The organism is Arthrobacter sp. USHLN218, assembly GCF_037144715.1.
GTDB lineage: Bacteria > Actinomycetota > Actinomycetes > Actinomycetales > Micrococcaceae > Crystallibacter.
On the sequence record NZ_JBBCYT010000002.1, the window covers coordinates 1 to 25199 of the forward strand.

Genomic DNA, 25199 nt, shown 5'->3' on the forward strand with positions numbered 1-25199 from the left:
CGCCGAAAAGACCCTGGTCGCCGCCGGCCAGTGCACCAAGGTCGACGCCGACGCCGACCCCGCCGCCGTCGGCCTGCTCGGCTGCGGCGTCATGGCCGGCATCGGCGCCGCAATCAACACCGGCGACGTCAAACGCGGCGAATCCGTCGCCGTGATCGGCTGCGGCGGCGTCGGCATCGCCGCCATCGCCGGCGCCAAACTCGCCGGAGCGACCACGATCATCGCCGTCGACATCGATGACAACAAGATCGACATGGCCAAACGCCTCGGCGCCACCCACGGCGTCAACTCCCGCCAGCAGGACCCCGTCGAAGCCATCCAGGCGCTGACCGGCGGCAACGGCGCCGACGTCGTGATCGAGGCCGTCGGCCGCCCCGAAACCTACAAGCAGGCCTTCTACGCCCGCGACCTCGCCGGCCGCGTCGTCCTCGTCGGCGTCCCCACCCCGGACATGACCCTCGAACTGCCCCTGCTCGACGTCTTCGGCCGCGGCGGCGCCCTGAAGTCCTCCTGGTACGGCGACTGCCTCCCCTCCCGGGACTTCCCCATGCTCGTCAACCACTACAAGCAGGGCAACCTCGACCTCGACGCCTTCGTCACCGAACGCATCACCCTCGACCAAATCGAAGAAGCCTTCAACAAAATGCACGAAGGCAAAGTCCTCCGCTCCGTCGTGGAGCTCTAGCCACCGGAAACGCTGGAGCTGATGACGGCGGCAGCCGACCGCGCCGGGAACCTGCGGGTTCCGGACGGGGCGGCTGCCGCCGTCGTCGTTGCTTGCGTTGGATTACTCCGGGGAGTAGCCCATCCGGGAGCTGATTTCCAGCCCGGCCTGCTTCAGGTCCTGGACCAGGTCCGGCATTTCCTCCGGCTTGAACCTGAAGGCGGGCCCGGAAACGCTGACGGCTCCGATGACAGCGCCGGCGTGGTCATGGACGGGGACGGCGACGGCGTTCAGTCCGATCTCGAATTCCTCGTACACGGCGGCGTACCCGGCGGAGGCGACTTCCATCAGCTGCTTCTCCAGCTCGCGCCGCGAGGTGATGGTATTGGCGGTCTGCGTCGGCAGCCCGGTTTCCTTGAGGATCTTCTCGCGTTGCTCCGAACTGAGTCCGGCCAGCAGGATCTTGCCGCTGGAGGTGGCGTGCAGCGGGGTGAGGCTGCCGATCCAGTCGTGCGTGGCCAGCGACGAGGGGCCCATGGCCTGGTCGACGTTGACCGCATAGTTGGAGCGGAGGACGGCGAGGTTGACGGTCTCCTTGTACTGCTCCGCGAGGGCGTCCAAGAGCGGGCGGGCCTCCTGGACCAGGCTGAGCCGGCCGGGGATCGAGTTGGCCAGCCGCAGGATGCCGAAGCCGAGCTGGTACTTGCCGCGCTCGGAGTTCTGCTGGACCATGCCGCCCTGCAGCAGCGACGCGAGCAGGCGGGAAGCCGTGGACTTGTGCACGCCCATCTCGTCGGCGATCTCGCTCACGCCGGCCCCGCCGCGCCGGCGCAGGATTTCCAGGACGGCGATCGCGCGGTCTACAGACTGCACGCCGCGGCTCAGCTGCCCGGCGGCATCCTCCTCGTCGAAAATTTCAAGCTCTGCCATAAGCCCATCGTCTCAGAACCTTTGCGGAAGCGTGCATTCCTGCGTTCCAGGCCGCGGTCATTGGCCTGTCGGCGTGCCGTCGGCAGGGTTCCGGGCGGCGTTGGCGGACCGCCAGGAGCCGAAGGACGAATAGTCGGCCGTGCCTGGTTCGCCCCACACGACGAGGACGCGCAGCGGGACCGTGCCGGTATTCGCCAGGTCGTGTTCGGATCCGACGGGGGCGAGCAGGGCGTCCCCGTCGGCGAGGTCATGGCTGATGCCGTCGAGATGCATCCGCGCAGTCCCCTCCATGATGACGTAGAGCTCCTCGAGCGGCCGGTCCTCCCGGGCGTGGGCATGCATTCCTTCGGTCCCGCCCGGCGGAAGCTCCCAGACCTGGACGGCAACGGGCAGTTCGGACCTGCCGTGGAACAGCCATTGCATGCGCACGGGCGCGCTGCCGCCGTGGAGGTCGTAGTCGAAGGCGTAGCTGCCGCGGCGTTCGAGCATGATGGGTCCTTCCATCCGTGGTTATGGCCGGGGGCTGTCTTCCGGCCGGTGCACTGGGCAAAGTACGACGGCGGATGGTCCCCCTGGAGACCATCCGCCGTCGCGGTGCGTTGCGTTACCGGCCGGGGCCGGAGGGATCAGGAGGCGGGAGCCGCCGAGCGGGCCTCCTCGCGGCCTTCGCCCTCGGTGCCGCCGGCTACGGTGGCCGGCACCTCTTCGTGCCGGGCTTCCTCGCAGTCGCCGTGCTCTGCAAGGAACTTCTCGTCCGAGGTTCCGGCATGGATGCCCAGCGGTACGCCGCTCTTGATCCGGGAGCGGAAGCGCGGGTAACCCAAGGCGAAGTACAACGTTGCGGAGGTGAGGGCACCTGCCAGCCAGGAGAGGTCGACCCCGCCCATCGCCGTCGCGATCGGTCCCTGGAAGACCGGCATGGCGCCGTACATGAACATCCAGGTCATGACGATACCCGCGAGGAAGGCAATGATGGCGGACGGGTTGACCGCCTTCAGGTGGGTGTCGCGCGGCGATACGAACAGGTAGCTGAAGTTCTTGTGCTTGCGCTCGAAGATGAAGTAGTGGACCGCCATGATGCCGCCCCAGGTCGAGACCCACGCCGCGATTGCGATGACCCAGCTGTCGAGGAGGGTCGCGAAGTCCTCGGCGAAGAGGAACAGGATCACCGCGCACATCGAGAAGCAGCCGACGATGAGCGAGATCTTCTTCCGGGAGATGCGGACGTCGAGGGCCTGGGTGGCGACGCCGAAGGTGTAGAGGTTGATGATGTTGGTGGCGATCGGACCGTGGATGACGAGCAGGATGACCGGAATGGCGAGGCCGCCGAAGCTCTTGACGACCAGCTCGCCCGGATCGGCGCTACCGTTCATCGTCGCGAGGCTCGCGCCGAGCAGGCCCAGCCACACGACCGGCAGGAACTGTCCGAGGACGGAAGTGAGGTACAGCTTGCGGGGAGCGATGCTCTTCGAGACGAAGCGGGAGTAGTCGGGAGCGTAGGTGAACCAGCCGATGCCCCAGCCGATGCCGATGGCGGTCATGATCCCGGACATTGCGGCGATGCGCTCGCCGCCGGTGAGGACTGCGCCTTCCGGACCGGCGTAGCTCCAGTCGATCGGCAGCTGGGTCCAGGCGATGAGGGACATGGCGATGAGGACGAGGACGGTCGGCGGCATGGTGATGCGCTCGAACTTCGCGATCGCGCTGTAGCCGCGGTAGCAGATGGCAACCTGGATGCCCATGATGACGGCCGCCACGGCGATCTTCCAGACCAGGTTCGATTCGTTGGGATCGACCCAGCCGATCATGGCGAACAGTGCCATGACCAGGTCGAGGATGACCCACGTGTTCACCGCGGACCAGCCGACCGCGACAATCGCCTGGATGGCCGCGGGAAGGTAAGCTCCGCGCCGGCCGAAGGCGCCGCGGGCGAGCAGCATGCCCGTCGCCCCGGTCTTCTGCCCGAGCAGGACGAAGAAACCGAAGCCCACCATTCCGATAATGTTGCCGACGACGAGTACCGTCATGGTGTCGGCGAGGCCGAGGCCCAGGTTGATGCCCAGGGCGCCGAGGATCCAGTTGATCGGTGCGACGTTCGCGCCGGCCCAGATCCAGAACTGCCCGGACAGCTTGGTGGTGCGGGACGATTCGGGGACGGGCTGGAGGACGTCTTCGACGTCGTGCGTAGCGCTCTCTGAGCTGGTTGCTGATCTAGTGCTCATTGCATCTCTCTCTTCAGGAGGCTGTGGGAGCTAAAGCCTTCAAACAGCATAGGTGTGATGTGTGCCATACCATATAGACGGTATGAGCATGTTTCTCCGTTTTCGATTGACGGTTTGTCAAAGCGTTTTGACAGCGCGCCCCATTATCAACGAACGATCGGCGTAATTCCATGGTGATCCGCTTAACTGAGGTCCTGGCGACCGAACTGGTGCAGCAGGCCAATCCGCGCATCCGGGCCGGCAAAGAGCTGGTGGAGACGGCGCAGGTGCGCTGGGTGCACTCCAGCGAGGTGCTCCAGATCGCGCCGCTGCTCAGGGGCGAGGAACTCCTGCTGACCGGAGGCAGTGCCCTGCTTGCCTTGAAGCCCGCCGCGCAGCACGACTACATCCGCAGCCTCGCTGAACGCCACGTCACCGCGCTGGCGATCGAAACGGCAAGCCTGGGCAGGCCCTTGTCGGCGGACCTGGTGCAGGCCGCCGAAGAGGCCGGCCTGCCCTTGATCGAATTCCAGAAGGTCGTGCCCTTCGTCGACGTCGCCGAGGAAGTGAACCGTCGGATCGTCTCCCAGCAGGTCACGGCCCTGCAGACAGCCGATGCGGTGTCCCAGCGCATCGCGGAGCGGCTGGCCTCCTCCGGCCCTGCCCTGCAGCCCCTGCTGGAGCTGATCACGGAAGCCCTCCAGGTCGGGGTCCAGCTCGTAGATGCGAACGGCGAGGTGCTCGAATCCGCCGGCGAACTCCCCGACGATTCGACGCCCGACTATTCCGAAGTCGACGTCGTGGTGGGAGGCATCGTCGCGGCCAAATTGAGGATGCACAGCCGTTCGGGCACGGACCGGGACTATCTGAAGACCGTGGGGGAGAGGCTGACCAACATCCTTGCCCTTGCCATGTCCCAGCGCCATCGACCCACGCTGGCGCAGATCGCCGATACCGCCCTCATGCGCGCCATCGTCGCCGGAGCCGGTCCGACCCAGATCCGGGAGCTCTGCCGAACAGTCGGACTGGACATTGGCCGGCCCGTGTTCATTCTGGTGTTCCGCAGCTTCGGTATGGCCCAACTGCAGGGAGTTACCGAGCAGGCGCTGCGGCGATGCTGTCCCGGCGTGCGAACCCATATGGATGGCGAGAACCTCTACGCACTCGTCCCGCTGCGGCCCAACGGGACCAGGACCAAGCGCTCGGAACTGCTGGAGGACCTGCGGGCTGCCCTCGTGGACACGCCCGTGGCAGGCGTGATGGGGCCGACCGTTACCTCGCCGGTGCAGGCCGCATGGTCCCTCGCCGAGGCAAAGCTGGCCCTGTCCCTCGGGCCGGCCACCGAGTTCCGGGGCAATATCCAGGACAGCGAGAACCTGGTGGTCGAACGCCTCGGCGCCCATGAATTGCCGGGAGCCGTCATCGAGAGGCTGACCCAGGAAGTGCTGGGCGAACTGCTGGCCTACGACCGGCGCAAGGGGACCAGCCTGCTGGAGACCCTCGACCAGTGGCTGACCTTTGGCTGCAATTCCACCGAAGCTGCCAAGTCCCTCTTCCTTGAGCGGCAGACCATGCACAACCGGTTGACCAGGGCGTTCGAGCTGCTGGGCGGAGACCCCCGGGGCAGCGGCAAGATGGCGGGGCTGCACTTCGCCGTGCGGCTGGCCCGGACTTCGCTGGTGCCGGAGTTCGTGGAATGATCGGCTGCAGCCGCCGATATCCGGCATGGACATGCGATGAAGGGACAAGCAGATGATGGATCCGGGTTTTGAAGCTGCCGTCGAGGCCGCGCAGAAGAGCCTGCGCGAAGGCGGGATACCTATCGGCGCAGCCCTGGTCCGGGATGGAAAGATTGTCGCTACCGGGCACAACGAACGCGTACAGCACTCGGATCCGATAGCGCACGGCGAAATGGCAGCGCTGCGCGCCGCCGGACGGCAGAAGACCTACCGGGACACCACGCTGTATACGACGCTTGCGCCCTGTGCCATGTGTACCGGAACCATCATCCAGTTCAAGATTCCCCGCGTGGTGGTCGGGGAAGCGGAGACGTTTGAAGGAGAGTTCGACCTGCTGCGCTCCCGCGGCGTTGAGGTCACGGTCCTGGACGACCCGCGCTGCAAGGAAATGATGGCTTCCTTCCAGCACGAGCACCCGGAGCTGTGGGCGGAAGACATCGCCGAATAGCCCCTCCGTGCGGATGGGCGTGCTTGGCTCCGCTACTTCGGAGGCAGGCCGCCCATCCGGACGGTGATCTGCGCCGCCGCGGCGCAGCAGGCTTCGGCCAGCAGCTGCAGATGCTCGGCTGTGGTCCGGTAGCGGGGAGCGGCGAGCATGACGGCGGCCACGATGCTGCCGCGGTGGTCATGCACCGGCGCGGCAACGCCGACCTCATCCATGCTGGTCTCGCCGTAGTTGGAGGCATGACCTTCGGTCGCCACGGTCTTCAGCCGCTCGATGAATTCGTCGACGCGGGCCGGCGTCGGCGATGGGTATTCAATGACGCCGCTGGTGAGCAGCGCGCGGGCGCGCTCTGGATCCTCCGCTGCGAGGAAAACCTGGACGCTTGCACTCAGGGCGGTGCTGTAGCGGGTGCCGAGGGGCGAGGTGTGCTTGACCTGCTGGGGGCTGGGAATCTGTTCCACGCAGACTGAACTGGAGCCCGTCCACGTCAGCAGGGCGCTGGTTTCCTGGGTCCGCTCGGTGAGCTCCCGCAGCACGGGGTAGGCCACGCGGCGCTCGTCCAGTTCGGCCAGCAGGGGCCCTGCGACGCCGATCAGCCCGAGGCCCAATTTGAACCGTCGCGACGTCTCGTCCCGTTCCACCAGGTCCTCCTGCTCCAGCGTAGAGAGGATCCGCGAGACCGTGCTTTTGTGCAGGCCCACCCGGGAGGCGATTTCGGTCACGCCCAGAAGGGGCTCGTCCACGCTGAAGCAGCGCAGGACGGCTATGGCGTTGACTAGGACGGAGGCTCCGCGGGAATCGCCGTTGGCCGATTCGGAACCGTTTGCGGCTGCGTTGTCTGGAAGGCGGTTCATGATGTCTACTATCTTCCCGGATATGGCTGCGGGTTGCGGCACGACCCGTGGCCGTGCCGCAACCCGCAGCGAGTCGCCTAACTGATTAGGCATCGACGATGTTGTGCTCCGGACCGAAGCCGAACTTGGTGATGTTCTCGACCTTGTCCTCGCCGATGACAAGGATGTCATGCTCGCGGTAGCCGCCGGCACCCGGCTGGCCGTCGGCGACGGTGATCATGGGTTCCATCGAGACGACCATGCCCGGCTCGAGCACGGTGTCGATGTCCTCGCGGAGTTCCAGGCCGGCCTCTCGGCCGTAGTAGTGCGAGAGGACGCCGAAGGAGTGGCCGTAGCCGAATGTGCGGTTCGGCAGCAGGCCGTAGCCGATGTAGATTTCGTTGAGCTCGGCGGCGATGTCCTTGCAGACCGCGCCGGGCTTGATGAGTTCAAGGCCGCGGCGGTGCACCTCGACGTTGATGTTCCACAGGCGCAGGCTCTCCTCGTCCGGCTGGCCGAGGAACATCGTGCGCTCCAGGGCGGTGTAGTAGCCGGAAGTCATCGGGAAGCAGTTCAGGGACAGGATGTCTCCGCGCTGCAGCTTGCGGGTGGTGGCCCAGTTGTGTGCGCCGTCGGTGTTGATGCCGGACTGGAACCAGACCCAGGTGTCGCGTACTTCGCGGTGCGGGAAGGTCTTGGCGATCTCGTGCACCATGGCTTCCGTGCCGATGAGCGCGACCTCGTACTCGGTGATGCCCTCGCGGATGGCGGCCTTGATGGCCTCGCCGCCGAGGTCGCCGATGCGCGCACCGTGCTTGATGACCTCGATTTCCTCGGCGGACTTGATCATGCGCTGGCGCATGGCGTCCTGGGAGACGTCGAGCAGTTCGGCGCCGTCGAAGGCTGCCTGGATGCGCTGGCGGGTCATCAGCGGCAGGGCGTCGTCCTCGACGCCGACGCGCTTGGCCGTGACGCCGCGCTGGCGCAGGGCTTCCTGCAGGCCGAAGTAGAAGTTGTCGCGCTTCCAGTCGGTGTAGACGATGTTCTCTCCGTAGCTCGTGCGCCACGGCATGCCGGCGTCGATGTTAGCGGTGACCGTGACCGAGTCGTCGGCGGTGACGACCAGGGCGTAGTTGCGGCCGAACGTCGTGAACAGGAAGTCCGAGTAGTACTTAATGCCGTGGTAGCTGGTCAGGATCACCGCGTCGAGATCCTTCGCAGCCATGATCTGGCGCAGGCCGCCCAGGCGGCGCTCGAATTCAGCGTCGGAGAAAGTCAGCTGCTGCTTCGTGCCGTTGTGCAGGACCTTCAGGCGCTCGAGTTCGGAAACGCTGGTTGCGGCGGTGTTGGCGATGGTCATCGTCAGTCCCTTCTGAATGGGGTGGATTGCTTGTCGTGCTGGGTGAAAGTCTGAAAGTTGCGTTCACTGCAACCTTGTTGCACCAGATTATGTGTGAGTGGATTCACTGTCAAGGGCTTTTTGTGGCGCTCGTCGCATTTTCTTCCCGCGGTGCAACAGTGTTGCTCTTGGCCCCCGAAGCCGTCCCGGAAAATGAAAATCGGACGGCCCCCGTATGCTCGGGGACCGTCCGACAGGGGCGCTGGGGTTAGCGGCCGCGCAGGCTGAATTCCGATGTCAGCGCCGTCGACATGGCGGCCCGGGCGCGCTTCAGCAGGGTGATGCCCTTGTCGGCTGTCGCGGCCGCCGCCGAGGACAGGCAGCCCGACTCCGGGGTCAGCTCGGGCCGGACCGGAAGCACGTCATAGTTCGGCATGACCGCCGGCGGAGCATCGACCACCTGGGCCATGTCCACCTTTTCGGGGAACAGGTGGAGCATCAGCGAGGTCTCGAGGACGCCGCCGTGCTCCAGGTCCCAGCCGGTGAAGCCGTCCGGGTAGAGCTCGGCGATCGTGGCATCGTCGATGAAGTCCCAGTAGGAGAGCAAGACGACCTTCATGTCCTCGATCCCGGCCAGCTGCAGCTCGCGGAGGGCAAGGTCGACACCTTCGTAGAGGAACTGGTAGTTCTCGAAGTGGCCGTTGATGAACGCGATCTTCCGTGCGCCATGGCGGGCAAACTCCAGGGTGAGGGTCTTGGCAATCGAGATGATCGTTGCCGCGTCCAGGCTCGTGGTTCCCGGCAGGTGGTTGCCGCCGCCGGATCGCTGCTGTGACTTGTAGCCGTAGACCACCGGCGCGGCCACCAGTCCGCGCAGCTCCTCCGCCACCTGGCCGGCCATGGCCCGGGACAGCAGGACATCGACGTTCAGCGGCATGTGCGGGCCGTGCTGCTCGATGGAGCCGACCGGGATCAGGACCACCGTCTCTTTCCGGGCGACGGCTTCGCGGTAGCTGAAGGCGTCGAGGTCTTCCATATAGACGCTCTGTCGCATCGTTGTTCCATTCTGTTCTGTTGGATCTGGGTGAAGGATAAGAGAAAAGTGCCGTCGGCGGGAGTGCCGCGCGCAGTCACTGGTGCCGCAGGGGCATCCGGCTGGTCTCCCTGGACAGGGCAACGGCGACCAAGGATACGAGCGCGGCGGCCGCCAGGTACCAGGCCGGGGCGAGCGCATTGCCACTCAGCGAGATGAGCAGGGTGGCGACGAACGGGGCTGTTCCGCCGAAGAGGGCGTTGGAGAGATTGAAGCTGACCGCGAAGCCGCTGTAGCGGATCTTCGTGGGGAACATCTCGGCCAGGAAACTGGGCAGCGTGCCGTCGTTGAGGGTGAGCATACCGCCCAGCAGGACCTGCACGAGGACAATGACCAGGAAGCTGCCGGTTTCCAGCAGCATGAATGCCGGGACGGACAGCGCCACGAAGAGCAAAGATGCGCTGATGAGAACCTTCTTCCGGCCGAACCGGTCCGAGAGCATGCCGGTGCCGAAGATGAAGCCGATGTAGGTCAGCAGCGCGATCGTCGTGGCGAGGTAGGACTCGGTCGTGCCGAGGCCCAGCTCTTCCGACAGGTAGGTGGGCATGTAGCTGAGGATGACGTAGAAGCCGACGGCGTTGAGCAGCACCGCGCCGACCGCCAGCAGCAACTGCCGCCAGTGGTTGACGAGCAGGCTCTTCACCGGTGCTGCCTCGGAATGCTCCTCGACTTCGAGTTCGCGGAACGCCGGGGTGTCCTCGAGCTTGGTGCGGATGTAGCGTCCGATCAGGCCCATCGGGGCGGCCAGCAGGAAAGGCAGCCGCCAGCCCCAGGAATGAAGCTGGTCTTCGGAGAGCAGGCCGGTCAGTCCGGCGGCCAGCAGCGAGCCCAGCAGCAGGCCGGTGGCAGTGCTGGCCGGAACCACTGCGGCATAGAGGCCGCGGCGGTGGGCCGGCGCGTATTCGACCAGGAAAGCGGAAGCCCCGGCGTACTCGCCGGATGCGGAGAATCCCTGCACCACGCGGACGATCAGCAGCAGTGCCGGAGCCCAGAGGCCGATCGCATCGTAGCCCGGGATCAGGGCGATGCAGAAGGTGGACAGGGACATGATCAGGATCGACAGCGAGAGCGCGTTCTTTCGGCCGACGCGGTCGCCGATATGGCCCCATATGAATCCGCCCATGGGGCGAACGAGGAACGAGATCGCGAACAGGGCGAAGGTGGAAAGCAATGCCGTCTGGGGATCGGCTTCGGGGAAGAATACGACGGCGATTGTGGCGGCAAGGTAGCCGTACACGGCGTAGTCGAACCACTCGACGAAGTTGCCGATGAAACTGGCGCCGACGACACGGCGGCGGACCTGCAGATCAACGGCCGGACCTCCATTGGTCCGGGTCTGTCCGCCGAGGTCGGCCTGGGAAGGAAGATTGGTCATGTTTCTCACGGAGGTTGAAGGGGCGGCGCTGTTGGCCGGATTATCACGGTCTGTCATGGGGAGAACCACCAAATTGTCAGTCGTTGCGATAAATGCAACCTTGTTGCAGCAGACTAGAGTGTGGCTCTCGTCACTGTCAATGGATTCGGCGTCGATCGCGTACCGGAGCGGCACATTACGACGGCGTTTGGGCCCCGTTCCTGAGGACGCGGCCGCAGGGAACCGCGGTGCTGCCTGCCGCAACTGCGTCTCACACAGCGCGACGAACGGATCTCCGGGATGCTGGCTCAGCGGGGGATGCGCTCGCCGCTCGAGTGCCGCCGGCGTGTTCCCAGGGGTGAGCGGCAGCGCAGGACTTTCGAATATCCGCCGAAGCTAGGTTGGCTGGTCGGCGCTGGGCTTCGCGCGGAGTATCGAGCTGCAGTAAGCGGTTGCGCTTCTAGGCGTTGGGGACCCGGCGGCGTTCCCCGGGAGCGGGAACGAGGTAGCGCCGGTGGACGCCGGGGCCGAAGATTGCGTAGACGGCGGCGCTGGTCAGCCCGCCGGCCAGCCAGGACAGGTCGAGCCCGTTGAGGGCGACCGCGATTGGTCCCTGAGTTGCCGGCAGCAGCCCGTACATGAACAGCCAGGTGGCGCAGATGCCCGCGAGCAGGGCCCCGATGCCTGCCCAGTTCATGACCGGAAGCCGCGGGGTGCCGACCGGGTCGAAGAGCCGGGCCGTGTCCGCCGGGCGCCGGCGGTCGATGTAGTAGTAGTGCACCAGCATGATCCCGCCCCAGGCTGCGACCCAGGCAACAAGGCCGATCAGCCAGGAGTCCAGGACAGCGGCGAAGTCTTCCTGGTAAATGAAGAAGACGACCGCGACCAGCGCAAAAACGCCGACGATGAGGTTCAGGGCCTGCCGCTTGGCGCGAACGTCCAGCGCCTGGGTCGCGACGGAGAACGTGTAAATGTTGAGGATGTTGGTCGCGATGGGGCCGTGCAGGACCATCAGCAGCACGGGGATGGCCAGCGCACCGTAGTTCTCCACAATCAGCTCGCCGGGGTCGATGCTCCCGCTCTTGGTGGCAAGGCTGGCACCGAGGACGCCGAGCCAGACCACCGGGAGGAACTGGCCGAAGACGGATGCGAAGTAGAGGCGCTTCCGCGGCACCTCGCGGGATACGAAGCGCGAGTAGTCGGCCGCATAGGTAAACCAGGTGATGCCCCAGCCGATGCCGATGGCCGTCATAACGGCGCTCATGGCGGCGATCCGGTCCACGCCGGTCAGGACCTCGCCGGGAGGGCCCGCATACGTCCAGTCGATGTCCATGCCGAACCATGCGACGGCGGACATGGCCGTGAGGACCAGGATGGTCGGCGGGACGGTCCAGCGCTCGAAGGCGGCGATCGATTTGTAGCCGAAGAACGCGATGAGGACCTGGAGGATCATCAGCCCCGCGGCGACCGCGATCTTCCATCCGTAGTTGGGCTGGTCGGGATCCACCCAGCCCAGCTTGCCGAACAGTGCCATGACCAGATCCAGGATGATCCAGGTGTTGATGGCGCACCAGCCGATGCCGAGCGCCGCCTGGATGGCGGCCGGAAGGTAGTTGCCCCGTCGGCCGAACGCCGCGCGGGCCAGGACCATGCCCGTCGCCCCTGTTCGTTGGCCGAGCAGGACGAAGAAGCCGAACAGTGCCATGCCGATGAAGTTGCCCAGAACCAGGACCGTAATCGTATCGGCGAAGCCCAGGCCAAGATTGATGCCCAGCGCGCCCAGGACCCAGTTGATCGGGGCGAGGTTGGCGCCGGCCCAAATCCAGAACTGGCCGGACACTCTCGAGGTGCGGGCGTTCTCCGGGATGGGCTGCAGCTGCTGCTCGATGTCCGTGCTGGTTGCGGCGGCCGGGGCCTCGTGGTCCTGGGGCATGGCATCCTCCTGGTCCGTGACGTATCAGCAACGATAAGTGATCTGCCTCACACTGGCCACAGGGGGAGCTCTGTTTTTTGCTACAGCACCTTGCGGATGGTCTCTTCGAAACTGCTGATGTGCTCCAGGGCGAGGTCCGCGGCCTGGTTCGCATCGCCGTCGACAATGGCCTTCAGCAGCCGCACATGCTCGGTGATATGGCCGGTCACCGACGGCACTTTGTCGAGGACCAGGCACCAGATGCGGGTGGCAAGGTTGTCGAGCCGGATGAGGGTTTCTTCCAGATGCGGGTTCCCGGCTGCGTGGTAGATGCTGCGGTGCACGCTCAGGTCGTAGCGCATCAGGTCGGCGGCTTTGCCCAGGCCCTGCTCGTCGAGGCGCTGGATGTCTTCCGCCAGGACGGACAGCTCCTGCCGCATGATCGCGTTTGCGCTCATGGCCGCCTTTCGGGCGGCCATGGGTTCGAGCACGCGGCGAAGTTCCGAGACGTCGGCCAGGGCGGTGATGTCCACGATGGTGGCGAAGGTGCCGCGGCGCGGATAGGAGACAACGAGGTGGTCCATCTCCAGCCGCTTCAGCGCTTCGCGCACGGGGGTGCGCCCGATGCCCAGGGCCGCTGCGAGCTGGCCGTCGTTGATCGGTTCGCCCGGCCGGATGTCGAGCATGATGAGCCGGTCCCTTAGCTCGCGGTAAGCGCGTTCGGCCAGCGACAGGGCCGCGTCAGTTGCTTCTGCAGCGGCGGTTGCGCTCATGGTTGCTCTCCTCGGGTGCCTTATGACGGGTCGTTTCGAAGTCACATTTTATTGCTGTTGACTCCTTGTGATCTACAGCATACCATTTCAACCAGCACTGATATATCAGTCAAACATTAGTCTTTAGTTCTTGAAGGAGAGGCCGGATGACGAATCTGTCAACAACCTTGGCCGCGGCGGACCCCGAGGTCGCAGCCGCCATTGGACGCGAGCTTGAGCGGCAGCAGTCGACGCTGGAGATGATTGCCTCGGAGAATTTCGCCCCGAGCGCCGTGATGGAAGCGCAGGGCTCCGTCCTGACGAACAAGTATGCCGAGGGATATCCGGGCCGGCGCTACTACGGCGGCTGCGAGCACGTTGATGTGATCGAACAGCTGGCCATCGACCGGGTGAAGGCCCTCTTTGATGCAGAGGCCGCCAACGTGCAGCCGCATTCGGGCGCCCAGGCCAACGCGGCCGCCATGTTCGCGCTGCTGAACCCGGGGGACACGATCCTCGGACTGGATCTGGCCCACGGCGGCCACCTGACGCACGGCATGAAGATCAACTTCTCCGGCAAGCTCTACAACGTCGTCTCCTACGGCGTCTCCGAGCAGGACCACAGCATCGACATGGCCGAAGTGGAGCGGCTGGCCGTGGAGAACCAGCCCAAGCTGATCGTGGCCGGCTGGTCCGCCTACACCCGCCAGCTCGACTTCGCCGAGTTCCGCCGGATCGCCGACAAGGTCGGCGCCTACCTGATGGTGGACATGGCGCACTTCGCCGGCCTGGTGGCAGCGGGACTGCACCCGAACCCGGTGCCGTTTGCCGACGTCGTAACCACCACCACGCACAAGACCCTCGGCGGTCCGCGCGGCGGCGTCATCCTGTCCAAGCAGGAGCTGGCCAAGAAGATCAACTCGGCCGTTTTCCCGGGCCAGCAGGGCGGGCCGCTGGAGCACGTCATCGCCGCCAAGGCCGTGGCATTCAAGGTTGCCGCGTCCGAGGACTTCAAGCAGCGCCAGCAGCGCACCCTTGACGGCGCCCGGATCCTCGCGGACCGGCTGCTGCAGGGCGACGTCGCCGAGGCTGGGATCAGCTTGGTGAACGGCGGCACCGACGTACACCTGGTGCTCGTCGACCTGCGCCACTCGGAACTGGACGGCCAGCAGGCCGAGGACAGGCTGCACCGGGTCGGCATCACGGTCAACCGCAATGCCGTCCCCTTCGACCCCCGCCCGCCGATGGTTTCCTCCGGCCTGCGGATCGGCACCCCGGCGCTGGCCACCCGCGGCTTCGGCGCTGCGGAATTCGCCGAGGTCGCCGACATCATCGCCACTGCCCTGACGCACGAACTGACCGATGAGCTCGCGACCGAGCTGCGCGGGCGGGTAGGCGTCCTGGCCGACAAATTCCCCCTCTACCCGAACCTGAACGGAGCCGAGTAATGGCCGATCTGCTGCCTGAGCATCCGGATTTCCTCTGGCGGAATCCCGAGCCCAAGTCTTCCTATGACGCCGTCATCGTCGGCGGCGGTGGCCACGGCCTCGCCACGGCCTACTACCTGGCCAAGAACCACGGGATGACGAACATCGCCATCCTGGAACGCGGCTGGCTGGCCGGCGGGAACATGGCCCGCAACACCACGATCATCCGTTCCAACTACCTCTGGGACGAATCCGCCGCGATCTACGAGCACTCCCTCAAGCTCTGGGAGCAGCTGCCGGAGGAACTCGAGTACGACTTCCTGTTCAGCCAGCGCGGCGTGCTCAACCTGGCCCACACGCTGGGCGATGTCCGCGAGTCGGTCCGCCGGGTCGAGGCCAACAAGCTCAACGGTGTTGACGCCGAATGGCTGACCCCGGAGCAGGTCAAGGAAGTCTGCCCGATCGTCAATATCGGCGACGACATCCGCTACCCGGTCATGGGCGCCACCTACCAGCCGCGCGCCGGCATCGCCAAGCACGACCACGTCGCCTGGGCCTTTGCCCGCAAGTGCGACGAGATGGGCGTGGACATCATCCAGAACTGCGAGGTGACCGGCTTCATCAAGGACGGCAACCGTGTTGTCGGCGTCGAAACCTCCCGCGGCCGGATTCTCACCGACAAGGTCGGCCTGGCTGCCGCCGGCCACTCCAGCGTGCTCGCCGAGCTCGCCGGCTTCCGGCTGCCGATCCAGTCCCACCCGCTGCAGGCGCTCGTCTCGGAGCTGTTCGAGCCGGTCCACCCGACGGTGGTCATGTCCAACCACGTGCACGTCTACGTTTCCCAGGCCCACAAGGGCGAGCTGGTCATGGGCGCGGGCATCGACAGCTACAACGGCTACGGCCAGCGCGGTGCCTTCCACGTGATCGAGGAGCAGATGGCCGCCGCCGTCGAGCTCTTCCCGATCTTCGCCCGGGCGCACCTGCTGCGCACCTGGGGCGGCATCGTGGACACCACCCTGGACGCTTCGCCGATCGTGAGCACGACGCCGGTCGACGGTGTGTTCGTCAACTGCGGTTGGGGGACCGGCGGCTTCAAGGGCACCCCGGGCGCCGGCTACACCTTCGCGCACACCATCGCCACCGGTGAAGCACACCCGCTGAACGCCCCGTTCGCGCTGGACCGCTTCGAGACCGGCCACCTGATCGACGAGCACGGCGCCGCCGCCGTGGCCCACTAAGACGTAAGGATTCCTCACCATGATCCTCATTGAATGCCCCAACTGCGGCCCGCGGGACGAGACCGAGTACCACTACGGCGGCCAGGCCCACGTGGCCTACCCCGAGGACCCGAGCCAGCTGACCGATAAGGAATGGGCCGAGTACCTGTTCTACCGCGACAACCCCAAGGGCCTGTTCGCGGAGCGCTGGGTCCACACCGGCGGCTGCCGCCGCTGGTTCAACGCCGTGCGCGACACCGTCACCTACGAATTCAAGGCCGTCTACCGCACCGGCGAACCCCGCCCGGACCTGGCATCGCTGAGCCAGGCAGGAAACAACAAGGAAGGAGCCGCGAAGTGAGCACCACCCAGTCCCACCGCCTGGCCGAAGGCGGCCGCATCGACCGCGGCGCCGAGCTGACCTTCACCGTGGACGGCAAGTCCTACGCCGGCTACCAAGGCGACACCGTGGCCAGTGCCCTGCTGGCCAACGGGGTGCTGCGCTGCGGCAACTCGATGTACCTGGGCCGCCCGCGCGGTATCATGAGCGCCGGCGTCGAGGAAACCAACGCGCTGATCCACGTCTCCGCGTCCGGACCGGCCAACCCGGTCGACGAGTCCATGCTGACCGCGACCACGGTTGCGCTCCGCGAGGGCCTGGACGCCCGCTTCCTCTCCGGCCTGGGCACCATGGACCCCCGCGACGACACCGCACGGTACGACAAGAAGTACGTACACGCCGACGTCGTCGTCGTCGGTTCCGGCCCGGCCGGGCTGGCCGCCGCCCGCGAGGCTGTCCGCGGCGGAGCCCGCGTCATCCTGATCGAACAGGATGCCGAGTTCGGCGGCTCGCTGCTGGCGCAGCCGCAGGCCCGGATCGAGGGCAAGCCCGCGCAGGAATGGACTGCCGAGGTGCTGGCCGAACTGGCCGCCGCCGAGGACTGCACGCTGCTGAAGCGCACCGTGGCTTTCGGTTCCTACGACTCCAACTACCTGCTGGCCAACCAGAACCGCACCGGCCATGCCGGCGAAGCGCAGGCAGGCGTCTCCCGCAGCCGGCTCTGGCACATCCGTGCCGCGCAGGTCGTGCTCGCCCCGGGCGCGCTGGAGCGGCCGATCACCTTCGCGAACAACGACCGGCCGGGCGTCATGCTCGCCGGCGCGGTGCGCACCTACGTCAACCGCTACGCGGTTGCGCCGGGCCGCAGCGTAGTCTTCTTCACCACCAATGACAGCGTCTACGACGCGGTGGAGGATCTGGCCGCCGCCGGCGTGCAGGTTGCCGCCGTCGTCGACGCCCGTGCCGAGCTGTCCGCCCGGGCCGCGGCAGTCCGCGAGGCCGGCGTCGAGGTCATCACCGGATCCGCCGTGGTGGACACCGAAGGCGCCGAGCGAATTTCCGCCGTCAGCGTCAGCGCCCTCGACGAGGCCGGCGCCCCGACCGGCGAAGTCCGCCGCATCGAGGCCGACCTGCTGGCCGTCTCCGGCGGCTGGACCCCGACCATCCACCTGCACAGCCAGCGCCAGGGCAAGTCCCGCTGGGATGACGCCCTCGCCGCCTTCGTGCCGGTGGCCCCGGTGGCCAACCAGCACGTGGCGGGCGCCCTGAACGGCACCTACGACACGGACAGCTGCGTGCTCGAGGGCCTCGTGGCCGGGCGCACCGCGGCACAGGCCTCGGGCTTCCCGGTCTCCGGGGATGCCGTCGTCGCGCCGTCCGAGGAAGTCCGCCGCGCCGCCGCGGGCGTGTTCCGCCAGCTGTGGCTGGTGCCGGGAACCGCCGAGGACTTCTCCGCCCACTTCGTGGACCTGCACCGCGACCAGAGCGTGAAAGACGTGCTGCGCGCCACCGGCGCCGGCATGCGCAGCGTGGAGCACGTGAAGCGCTACACCTCCATCTCCACCGGCGACGAGCAGGGCAAGACGTCGGGCGTGAACGTGATCGGCGTGATCGGGCACGCGCTCAAGAGCGGCGACATCGGCGGCATCGGGACCACGACCTACCGCGCCCCCTTCACCCCGGTGGCCTTCGCCGCCGTGGCCGGCCGCAAGCGCGGCGAGCTGTTCGACCCGGCCCGCATCACCTCGATCCAGCCGTGGCACGTGGCCCAGGGCGCCCTGTTCGAGGACGTCGGCCAGTGGAAGCGGCCCTGGTACTTCCCGAAGCCGGGCGAGGACATGGACACCGCGGTGCTGCGCGAATGCGCCGCCGTCCGCGATTCCGTCGGCTTCATGGACGCCACCACGCTGGGCAAGATCGAGGTCCGCGGCAAGGACGCGGCCGAGTTCCTGAACCGCATCTACACCAACGCCTACACGAAGCTGAAGGTCGGGATGTGCCGCTACGGCGTCATGTGCACCCCGGACGGCATGGTCTTCGACGACGGCACCGTGATGCGGCTGGCCGAGGACCACTTCCTGCTCACCACCACCACCAGCGGCGCCGCGAAGGTCCTGGACTGGTTCGAGGAGTGGCTGCAGACCGAGTGGCCCGAGCTGGACGTCGTGGCCACCTCGGTGACCGAGCAGTGGGCCACCGTCGCCGTCGTCGGGCCGAAGTCCCGCGCCGTCGTCGCCAAGCTGGCACCGGAACTGGACGTCACCAACGAGGCGTTCCCGTTCATGGCCTTCCGCGACGTCACGCTGGCCTCCGGAATTCCGGCCCGGATCGCCCGGGTCTCCTTCTCCGGCGAACTGGCCTACGAGATCAACGTGCCCGCCTGGTTCGGACTGAACGTCTGGGAAGCGGTGGCGGAGGCCGGGGCCGAGTTCAACATCACCCCGTACGGCACCGAGACCATGCACGTGCTGCGCGCCGAAAAGGGCTTCATCATCGTCGGCCAGGACACGGACGGCACGGTGACCCCGCAGGACGCCAACATGGAATGGATCGTCTCCAAGGCCAAGGACTTCGTGGGCAAGCGCTCCTACTCGCGGATGGACAACGTCCGCGAGGACCGCAAGCAGCTGGTCGGCGTGCTGCCGGTCGACAAGTCCTTCCGGCTGCCGGAAGGTGCGCAGCTGGTCAACCAGGGCACCCGGATCGCTCCGGCCGAAGCGCCGGTAACGATGGAGGGCCACGTGACCTCCAGCTACCACAGCGCCGCGCTGGGCCGGTCCTTCGGCCTGGCCCTGGTCAAGAACGGCCGCAACCGCATCGGAGAGACGCTGCAGGCCCCGCTGGACGGGCAGCTCGTGGACGTCGTCATCGCAGAACCCGTACTTTTCGACCCCGAAGGGAGCCGTCGTGATGGCTGAAGTAATGACCCACATTTCCCAGCTGCGCCGCAGCCCGCTGGCCCACCTGGAAGACGTCCTCCGCGAGGGGACCGTGGCCGGTGAACGCGCCGTGTCATTGCGCGAGATTCCGTTCCTGACGCAGGTCGGCCTGCGTGCGGAGCCGGGCTCCGCGGCAGCCAAGGCGCTGGAGAGCGCCGCCGGCGTGCCCCTGCCGACCAAGGTGGGGGAGACCACGGGCGATACCGACGGCAGCGGCGGCATCGCGGTGCTCTGGCTGGGACCGGATGAGTACCTGCTGATCGCACCCGATGGTTCCGACGCCGTAGCCAAGCTGACCGCGGCCCTCGGCAGCCAGCCGGGCGCCGTCGTCGACCTCTCCGCCAACCGCACCACGCTGGAACTGAGCGGGCCCTCGGCCCGCAAGGTCCTCGAGACGGGCTGCCCGGCGGACCTGCACCCGCGGGTCTTCGGTCCCGGCACTGCCGTGACCACCACGATCGGGCTCGTGCCGGTGCTGCTCTGGCAGACCGGCGAGGAGAACGGCTCGCAGACCTACCGGATCCTGCCGCGGGCGTCCTTCGCGGACTTCGCCGCACGCTGGATCCTGGATGCGATGACGGAATTCGCCGGGCCCGAGGTCGACTGATGGCACTGAGTGCCCTTGACCTGTTCTCCGTCGGCATCGGCCCCTCCTCCTCCCACACGGTGGGGCCGATGCGTGCGGCCCGGCAGTTCACTGCCGGGCTGGAGCGGGACGGCCAGCTGCAGTCCGTGGCGCGCGTGCGGGCCGAACTCTTCGGTTCGCTCGGCGCCACGGGCTGGGGCCACGGATCCGACAAGGCCGTGATCCTCGGCCTCCAGGGCGAAGACCCGGAGACCGTGGACACGGACACCGCCGATGCGCGGGTCAAGGAAACGGTGGGTGGCCGCAAGCTGCTGCTGGCGGGCACCCACCCCGTGGAGTTCGACGGCGATGCGGACGTGATCCTGCACCGGCGGCGTTCGCTGCCGGCCCACCCGAACGGCATGACCTTCTTCGCCTATGACGACGGCGGCGTGCTGCTGCGCGAGCGGACCTACTATTCCGTGGGCGGCGGCTTCGTGGTCGACGAGGACGCCGCCGGTGCGGACCGCGTGGTGCAAGACGAGACACCGCTGCCGTACCCGTTCACCACGGGGAAGCAGCTGCTGGATCACTGCCGCCGCGAGGGCAAGTCCATCGCGCAGATCATGCTGGCCAACGAGTTGTCCTGGCGCAGCGAGGAGGAGCTGCGCTCGCGGCTGCTGCACATCTGGGCCGTCATGCAGGAATGCGTGGAAAACGGCTGTACCCGCACCGAGGAAAGGCTGCCCGGGGGACTGAAGGTCCGCCGTCGTGCCCCAGGCCTGCGGACCAAGCTCCGCGAGGCGGAGGCCGCGGCCGCCGCCGGTGGCGCGGCGCAGTCGGACCCCCTGTGGGCGATGGAGTGGGTCAACCTCTACGCGCTGGCCGTGAACGAGGAGAACGCTTCAGGCGGCCGGATTGTCACCGCACCCACCAACGGGGCGGCGGGCATCATTCCGGCTGTGCTGCACTACTACACGCGCTTTGTTCCGGGCGCCAACGACGACGGCGTGGTGGACTTCCTGCTCACGGCGGCGGCGGTGGGCATCCTGTTCAAGGAGAACGCATCCATCTCCGGTGCCGAGGTGGGCTGCCAGGGCGAAGTCGGCTCGGCCTGTTCCATGGCCGCCGGCGCGCTGTGCGCGGTCACGGGCGGAACCCCGGAGCAGGTGGAGAACGCGGCGGAGGTCGGTATCGAGCACAACCTCGGCCTGACCTGCGACCCGGTGGGCGGTTTGGTGCAGATTCCGTGCATCGAGCGGAACGCCATCGCCAGTGTGAAAGCCATCAACGCGGCACGGCTGGCCCTGCAGGGGGACGGCGAACACAAGGTGTCGCTGGATCAGGCGATCAAGACGATGCGCGAGACCGGCAAAGACATGAAGATCAAATACAAGGAGACGTCCCGTGGTGGCCTTGCCGTCAACGTTATCGAATGCTGAACTGAACAGCGTGAAAACTCCAAATAGCGCCAACGAACTGGTCCTGACCCTCGATTGTCCCGAGGGGGCCGGCATTGTCCACGCGGTCAGCGCCGTCCTGCTCGAGCACGGGTGCACGATCGTTGAACTCAAGCAGTTCGACGACCGCCGCTGGGGCCACTTCTTCATGCGGGTCCACGTGGCGTCCGCCTCCGGCGAGCCGCTCGACGAGGAAGCCCTGCGGCGGGACTTCGTGCCCGTGGCCGAGCAGTTCAAGATGAACTGGCAGCTCGGCCAGCACGCGGCCAAGAAGCGCGTGATGGTCATGGTGTCCAAGTTCGGGCACTGCCTGAACGACCTGCTCTACCGTGCCCGCACCGGGGAACTGCCGGTCGACATCGTCGCCGTCGTGTCCAACCACCTGGACCACCAGCGGCTCGTGGAATGGCACGGCATCCCGTTCTTCCACATCCCGGTCACCAAGGAGACCAAGCCGGAGGCCGAGGCGAAGCTGCTGGAACTTGTGGACAGGTTCGAGGTGGAACTGGTGGTGCTCGCGCGCTACATGCAGGTGCTGAGCGACCAGCTCGCCACCCGCATGGCCGGCCGCGTCATCAACATCCACCACTCCTTCCTGCCTAGCTTCAAGGGTGCCAAGCCGTACCACCAGGCGTACGAGAAGGGCGTGAAGACCGTCGGCGCGACCGCGCATTACGTCAACGCCGAGCTGGATGAGGGGCCGATCATCGCCCAGCAGGTGGTCGCTGTTGACCACACCTTCGGGCCCGAGGACCTCGTCGCCGCGGGCCGCGATACCGAGTGCAAGGCACTTTCCGACGCCGTGAAGTGGCACTGCGAAGGCCGCGTCATCCTGCACGGCAACCGGACCGTGGTCCTGCGGTAGGACAACGCATCTCCCGGCGGGTCTTCCGCCGCATTTCGTCTGGCGGCGGCCACCGACAAGGTGGCCGCCGCCGTCGTTAATCCACCCTTTGGGTCCTGCTGGTGGTGCCTCCTCCAACCGGGCGCCTTTTCCCGCCCGATCCTCTCATGCTGTGCGCCTTTCCCCGTCCGCCGGCCCCTCCCACGCCGTTGTTTCTTCTCCTGAGCCTTTTTGCCGCGAAACGGAGATCTGCTCGTGTTCTGAATCGCCGGCAGAATTCCATTTCGCAGCAGAACTCTCAGCGTCCCCCGGCCTTCCTTTCCCCGCTCGCCCCTCCCGTGCCGGGCACCTTTCCCCGGGCGGAACCTGCCGTTCTTTCTTCTCCTGAGCCTTTTTGCCGCGAAACGGAGATCTGCTCGCGTTCTGAATCGTCGGCAGAATTCCATTTCGCGGCAAAACTCTCACCTGTCCCGGCCTCCCGCGCTTCTATACGGCCAGCGCCGCTTCGTCGCCCTCCCCGCACTTCCGCGCGACCGGCCGCCCGCTTCGTCGTCGGTCCAGGCCCGCGCTCCGCTTTGGTTCTTCCGCTCCGGTTCGGTGACCCAATGCTCCGTTTTGGCTCTTCCGCTCCGCGTCGAGCCGGAGCAAACCGACCAAACCGGAGCGGAATCATGCGGGACCTCGCAGAATCGTCCGGGACGGCGCGGGACGGCGCGGGACGGCGCGGGACGGCGCGGGACGGCGAGGGACGGCGAGGGACGGCGCGGAATCGCGCGGGACCGAACAGAACAGGGCGGGGAAGCGGCTGGCGGCTCCGCGGCGCCCAAACCGATGTGATTTCTTGCACTAATGTAAGTTTGCACTTGTGAAAAGTTTGCCGGGCTGACAACATAGTTCGGTGAGTCAACCAATTTCCCTGCGTGAACGGAAGCGTGCCGAGACCTGGTCCGCGCTGCACGCCGCCGCTTCGGAAACCGCGCTCGAGAAGGGGCTGGAGCACGTCGGCGTCGAGGCCGTTGCGGCCGCCGCCGGTGTCTCGACCCGCACCTTCTTCAACTACTTCCAGTGCAAGGAAGATGCTGTACTCGGGCTGCAGGAGCCGTCCGTCGACGATTCCATGCTGGCCAGCTTCAACGTGGAGGGCGATCTGCTGGAGCAGGTCAGCCACCTGATGCTGAGTGTGCTGCAGTCCATCCAGGGCGGCGCCTCCGGCGAAAACCGGCACGCGATCCTGCACAAGTACCCGCATCTGGCGCACCGGCGGTTCCAGTACGTCGTCAAGGTGGAGCAGCTCGTCACGGGGATCGTCACGGAGCAGCTCGCCTCCTCGCAGCGCTGGGCCAGCCGCCGGGACGAACCCTACAGCGTCGAGGACGTCGCCAAGACCATCGTCATGGTGGCCGGCGCCGGACTGCGCAACGTTATGCAAAAGACCATTTCCCGTCCCACCCGCGAATCCCAGTTCGATGCCCTTGATGAGGGGCTTGCGCTGATGCGATCGGTCCTGAAGGAACTTCTATGACAACATCCCCGAACGCCACCGGGACCAAGCACGGCAACCTGGCGCTGGTCTTCGTGGCCCTGGTGCTGGCCATGCTACTGGCCTCGCTGAACCAGACCATCCTGGGCACGGCCCTGCCCACCATCGTCGGCGAACTCAACGGCGCCACGCTGATGCTTTGGGTGATCACCGCCTTCATCCTGGCATCCACGGTCATGATGCCCATTTACGGCAAGCTCGGCGACCTGATGGGGCGCAAGTGGCTCCTCGTCGGCGCCATCTCGATTTTCCTGGTCGGCTCGGTCATGGGCGCGCTCGCGCCGGACATGGGCTGGCTGATCGCGGCCCGCGTGGTGCAGGGCCTGGGCGGCGGCGGGCTGATGATCCTGTCGCAGGCCATCATTGCCGACGTCGTTCCTGCCCGTGAGCGCGGAAAGTACATGGGCGCGATGGGTGGCGTCTTCGCGTTCTCCTCGGTCGTCGGCCCGCTGATCGGCGGCTGGCTGACGGAGGGACCGGGATGGCGCTGGGCCTTCTGGTTCAACGTGCCCCTCGGCGTGCTGGCGCTGTTCGGCGCCATCTACTTCCTGAAGTCGCCTGCGCGCCGGGGCCGTCCAACCCTCGACATCTGGGGCATGATCCTGATGGCGCTGGCGACCACTGGCCTGGTGCTGATCAGCAGCTGGGGCGGCAGCACTTTGGAGTGGAACGACCCCAAGACGCTCGCCCTGATCGCCGCGACCGTGCTGGCCGCCGTCGGCTTCGTCATGGTGGAGCGCCGGACGGCCGAGCCGATCATCCCGATGGAGCTGTTCAAGGACCGGAACTTCAACCTGGCGACGATCTCCGGTCTGCTCGTCTCCGTGGCCATGTTCGGCGCGATCGGCTACATGCCGACGTACCTGCAGATGGCAACCGGAGCGTCGGCGACCGAAGCCGGCCTGCTGATGATCCCGATGATGGCCGCCCTGCTGGGCGCCTCGCTGACCTCCGGTTCGCTGGTGTCGAAGACCGGCCGCTACAAGTGGATGCCGATCGCCGGCACCCTCATCGTGGCCGGTGCCCTGCTCCTGATGGGAACCGTCCACGCGGAGACCGCGGTCTGGCACATCTGCGTCAACCTCGGCGTACTGGGCCTCGGCCTGGGCCTGAACATGCAGATCCTGGTGCTGATCGTGCAGAATTCCTTCCCGCTGCGGCAGGTGGGAACGGCGACGGCGGCCAACAACTTCTTCCGCCAGATCGGCGCCACGCTGGGGTCGGCCGTCGTCGGCAGCCTGTTTGCGCACCGCCTGGTGGAGCTGCTCACGGAGCGGCTGCCCGCGGCGGGATCCGGGGGCGCGGGCGGCGCGAACTCGCTGACGCCCGAACTGGTCCACGGGCTGCCGGACCCCGTGCGCAGCCTCGTGGTCGAGTCCTACAACGGCGCGCTGATGCCGCTCTTCGCGTACATGGTTCCGCTCGTGCTGATTGCCACCGTGCTGTGCTGCTTCGTCAAGGAGAAGCCGCTGGCCACCTCGCTGGAGCCGGATGTAATGCCGGAGTCCCTTTCCGAGGGCAACGTGCTGATCAACTCGGATGAAGCCAGCCGCCGCTAACCAAAGGACAACTGCTGCAACGAGCCCACCGGCCGGGCCCCGCAAG

21 protein-coding genes are annotated in these 25199 nt (G+C 66.7%); 12 read left to right on the forward strand and 9 right to left on the reverse strand.

Going from position 1 to position 25199, the window contains the following annotated elements; all coding sequences use genetic code 11:
* Positions 1 to 685 (forward strand): zinc-binding dehydrogenase (locus tag WFH44_RS03570; RefSeq protein ID WP_336711831.1); only part of this gene is annotated, 685 nt, incomplete at its 5' end.
* A 102-nt stretch (positions 686 to 787) separates the two neighbouring features.
* Here WFH44_RS03570 and WFH44_RS03575 read toward each other — a convergent pair.
* The 3 genes from WFH44_RS03575 to WFH44_RS03585 form a co-directional block, all read right to left on the reverse strand.
* Entirely contained in the window at positions 788 to 1594 is an 807-nt protein-coding gene (locus WFH44_RS03575) for an IclR family transcriptional regulator (protein WP_336711832.1), read from the reverse strand.
* 57 nt (positions 1595 to 1651) lie between these two features.
* Positions 1652 to 2083 (reverse strand): cupin domain-containing protein, encoded by a 432-nt coding sequence (locus tag WFH44_RS03580; RefSeq protein ID WP_336711835.1) that lies wholly within the window; start codon positions 2081 to 2083, stop codon positions 1652 to 1654.
* Positions 2084 to 2220: 137 nt separating this feature from the next.
* On the reverse strand, positions 2221 to 3816 hold the full coding sequence (locus WFH44_RS03585; protein ID WP_336711837.1) for a purine-cytosine permease family protein: 1596 nt from the start codon (positions 3814 to 3816) through the stop codon (positions 2221 to 2223).
* A 170-nt stretch (positions 3817 to 3986) separates the two neighbouring features.
* On the opposite strand from WFH44_RS03585, the gene WFH44_RS03590 reads away from it, so the two are divergent.
* Positions 3987 to 5495, forward strand: a complete 1509-nt coding sequence (locus tag WFH44_RS03590) for a PucR family transcriptional regulator (protein WP_336711838.1) — start codon at positions 3987 to 3989, stop codon at positions 5493 to 5495.
* A gap of 52 nt (positions 5496 to 5547) precedes the next feature.
* Positions 5548 to 5982: a nucleoside deaminase gene (locus WFH44_RS03595; protein ID WP_336711840.1), complete on the forward strand. Its 435-nt coding sequence runs from the start codon at positions 5548 to 5550 to the stop codon at positions 5980 to 5982.
* Between the two features lie 32 nt (positions 5983 to 6014).
* On the opposite strand, the gene WFH44_RS03600 is transcribed toward WFH44_RS03595, so the two are convergent.
* The 6 genes from WFH44_RS03600 to WFH44_RS03625 form a co-directional block, all read right to left on the reverse strand.
* A complete protein-coding gene (locus WFH44_RS03600) occupies positions 6015 to 6833 on the reverse strand; it encodes an IclR family transcriptional regulator (protein ID WP_336711841.1) in 819 nt (272 codons plus the stop codon).
* A gap of 85 nt (positions 6834 to 6918) precedes the next feature.
* Positions 6919 to 8172: an aminopeptidase P family protein gene (locus tag WFH44_RS03605; protein WP_336711843.1), complete on the reverse strand. Its 1254-nt coding sequence runs from the start codon at positions 8170 to 8172 to the stop codon at positions 6919 to 6921.
* A gap of 247 nt (positions 8173 to 8419) precedes the next feature.
* On the reverse strand, positions 8420 to 9205 hold the full coding sequence (locus WFH44_RS03610) for a creatininase (RefSeq protein ID WP_336711845.1): 786 nt from the start codon (positions 9203 to 9205) through the stop codon (positions 8420 to 8422).
* A 76-nt stretch (positions 9206 to 9281) separates the two neighbouring features.
* Positions 9282 to 10619 carry an MFS transporter gene (locus tag WFH44_RS03615; RefSeq protein ID WP_336711846.1) on the reverse strand — a complete coding sequence of 446 codons (1338 nt, stop codon included), beginning with the start codon at positions 10617 to 10619 and terminating at the stop codon, positions 9282 to 9284.
* A gap of 439 nt (positions 10620 to 11058) precedes the next feature.
* Positions 11059 to 12531 carry a purine-cytosine permease family protein gene (locus tag WFH44_RS03620; protein ID WP_336711847.1) on the reverse strand — a complete coding sequence of 491 codons (1473 nt, stop codon included), beginning with the start codon at positions 12529 to 12531 and terminating at the stop codon, positions 11059 to 11061.
* An 80-nt stretch (positions 12532 to 12611) separates the two neighbouring features.
* The gene (locus WFH44_RS03625; RefSeq protein WP_336711848.1) at positions 12612 to 13283 is read right to left on the reverse strand and encodes a GntR family transcriptional regulator; all 672 of its coding nucleotides are present in this window, start codon (positions 13281 to 13283) and stop codon (positions 12612 to 12614) included.
* 146 nt (positions 13284 to 13429) lie between these two features.
* On the opposite strand from WFH44_RS03625, the gene glyA reads away from it, so the two are divergent.
* The 9 genes from glyA to WFH44_RS03670 all read left to right on the forward strand — a co-directional run bounded on the left by glyA (position 13430) and on the right by WFH44_RS03670 (position 25153).
* A complete protein-coding gene (glyA, locus tag WFH44_RS03630) occupies positions 13430 to 14710 on the forward strand; it encodes a serine hydroxymethyltransferase (protein WP_336711849.1) in 1281 nt (426 codons plus the stop codon).
* Positions 14710 to 15927: a sarcosine oxidase subunit beta family protein gene (locus WFH44_RS03635; RefSeq protein ID WP_336711850.1), complete on the forward strand. Its 1218-nt coding sequence runs from the start codon at positions 14710 to 14712 to the stop codon at positions 15925 to 15927. The genes glyA and WFH44_RS03635 overlap by 1 nt, the downstream gene beginning before the upstream one ends.
* Before the next feature lie 19 nt (positions 15928 to 15946).
* Positions 15947 to 16267: a sarcosine oxidase subunit delta gene (locus tag WFH44_RS03640; protein WP_336711851.1), complete on the forward strand. Its 321-nt coding sequence runs from the start codon at positions 15947 to 15949 to the stop codon at positions 16265 to 16267.
* Positions 16264 to 19164 carry a sarcosine oxidase subunit alpha family protein gene (locus WFH44_RS03645; protein ID WP_336711853.1) on the forward strand — a complete coding sequence of 967 codons (2901 nt, stop codon included), beginning with the start codon at positions 16264 to 16266 and terminating at the stop codon, positions 19162 to 19164. The genes WFH44_RS03640 and WFH44_RS03645 overlap by 4 nt, the downstream gene beginning before the upstream one ends.
* Complete coding sequence (locus WFH44_RS03650; RefSeq protein WP_336711855.1) at positions 19157 to 19792, forward strand: sarcosine oxidase subunit gamma; 636 nt, start codon at positions 19157 to 19159, stop codon at positions 19790 to 19792. Before WFH44_RS03645 ends, WFH44_RS03650 begins: the two co-directional genes overlap by 8 nt.
* Positions 19792 to 21192 (forward strand): L-serine ammonia-lyase, encoded by a 1401-nt coding sequence (locus WFH44_RS03655; RefSeq protein ID WP_336711857.1) that lies wholly within the window; start codon positions 19792 to 19794, stop codon positions 21190 to 21192. The genes WFH44_RS03650 and WFH44_RS03655 overlap by 1 nt, the downstream gene beginning before the upstream one ends.
* A gap of 10 nt (positions 21193 to 21202) precedes the next feature.
* Positions 21203 to 22075 carry a formyltetrahydrofolate deformylase gene (purU, locus tag WFH44_RS03660; protein WP_264795884.1) on the forward strand — a complete coding sequence of 291 codons (873 nt, stop codon included), beginning with the start codon at positions 21203 to 21205 and terminating at the stop codon, positions 22073 to 22075.
* Between the two features lie 877 nt (positions 22076 to 22952).
* Positions 22953 to 23576, forward strand: coding sequence for a TetR family transcriptional regulator (locus WFH44_RS03665; RefSeq protein ID WP_336711858.1), 624 nt, complete (start codon positions 22953 to 22955; stop codon positions 23574 to 23576).
* The gene (locus tag WFH44_RS03670) at positions 23573 to 25153 is read left to right on the forward strand and encodes an MDR family MFS transporter (protein WP_336711860.1); all 1581 of its coding nucleotides are present in this window, start codon (positions 23573 to 23575) and stop codon (positions 25151 to 25153) included. Before WFH44_RS03665 ends, WFH44_RS03670 begins: the two co-directional genes overlap by 4 nt.
* The last annotated feature ends 46 nt before the right edge of the window (positions 25154 to 25199 follow it).

Bases quoted from the DNA above. Each gene is read 5' to 3' on its own strand.
- WFH44_RS03640 (WP_336711851.1), top strand. From the start codon at position 15,947: ATGATCCTCATTGAATGCCCCAACTGCGGCCCGCGGGACGAGACCGAG.
- WFH44_RS03650 (WP_336711855.1), top strand. From the start codon at position 19,157: ATGGCTGAAGTAATGACCCACATTTCCCAGCTGCGCCGCAGCCCGCTG.
- WFH44_RS03655 (WP_336711857.1), top strand. From the start codon at position 19,792: ATGGCACTGAGTGCCCTTGACCTGTTCTCCGTCGGCATCGGCCCCTCC.
- WFH44_RS03610 (WP_336711845.1), bottom strand. From the start codon at position 9,205: ATGCGACAGAGCGTCTATATGGAAGACCTCGACGCCTTCAGCTACCGC.
- WFH44_RS03625 (WP_336711848.1), bottom strand. From the start codon at position 13,283: ATGAGCGCAACCGCCGCTGCAGAAGCAACTGACGCGGCCCTGTCGCTG.
- WFH44_RS03590 (WP_336711838.1), top strand. From the start codon at position 3,987: ATGGTGATCCGCTTAACTGAGGTCCTGGCGACCGAACTGGTGCAGCAG.
- glyA (WP_336711849.1), top strand. From the start codon at position 13,430: ATGACGAATCTGTCAACAACCTTGGCCGCGGCGGACCCCGAGGTCGCA.
- WFH44_RS03600 (WP_336711841.1), bottom strand. From the start codon at position 6,833: ATGAACCGCCTTCCAGACAACGCAGCCGCAAACGGTTCCGAATCGGCC.
- WFH44_RS03620 (WP_336711847.1), bottom strand. From the start codon at position 12,531: ATGCCCCAGGACCACGAGGCCCCGGCCGCCGCAACCAGCACGGACATC.
- WFH44_RS03580 (WP_336711835.1), bottom strand. From the start codon at position 2,083: ATGCTCGAACGCCGCGGCAGCTACGCCTTCGACTACGACCTCCACGGC.
- WFH44_RS03670 (WP_336711860.1), top strand. From the start codon at position 23,573: ATGACAACATCCCCGAACGCCACCGGGACCAAGCACGGCAACCTGGCG.
- WFH44_RS03585 (WP_336711837.1), bottom strand. From the start codon at position 3,816: ATGAGCACTAGATCAGCAACCAGCTCAGAGAGCGCTACGCACGACGTC.
- WFH44_RS03595 (WP_336711840.1), top strand. From the start codon at position 5,548: ATGATGGATCCGGGTTTTGAAGCTGCCGTCGAGGCCGCGCAGAAGAGC.
- WFH44_RS03575 (WP_336711832.1), bottom strand. From the start codon at position 1,594: ATGGCAGAGCTTGAAATTTTCGACGAGGAGGATGCCGCCGGGCAGCTG.
- WFH44_RS03615 (WP_336711846.1), bottom strand. From the start codon at position 10,619: ATGACCAATCTTCCTTCCCAGGCCGACCTCGGCGGACAGACCCGGACC.
- WFH44_RS03635 (WP_336711850.1), top strand. From the start codon at position 14,710: ATGGCCGATCTGCTGCCTGAGCATCCGGATTTCCTCTGGCGGAATCCC.
- WFH44_RS03605 (WP_336711843.1), bottom strand. From the start codon at position 8,172: ATGACCATCGCCAACACCGCCGCAACCAGCGTTTCCGAACTCGAGCGC.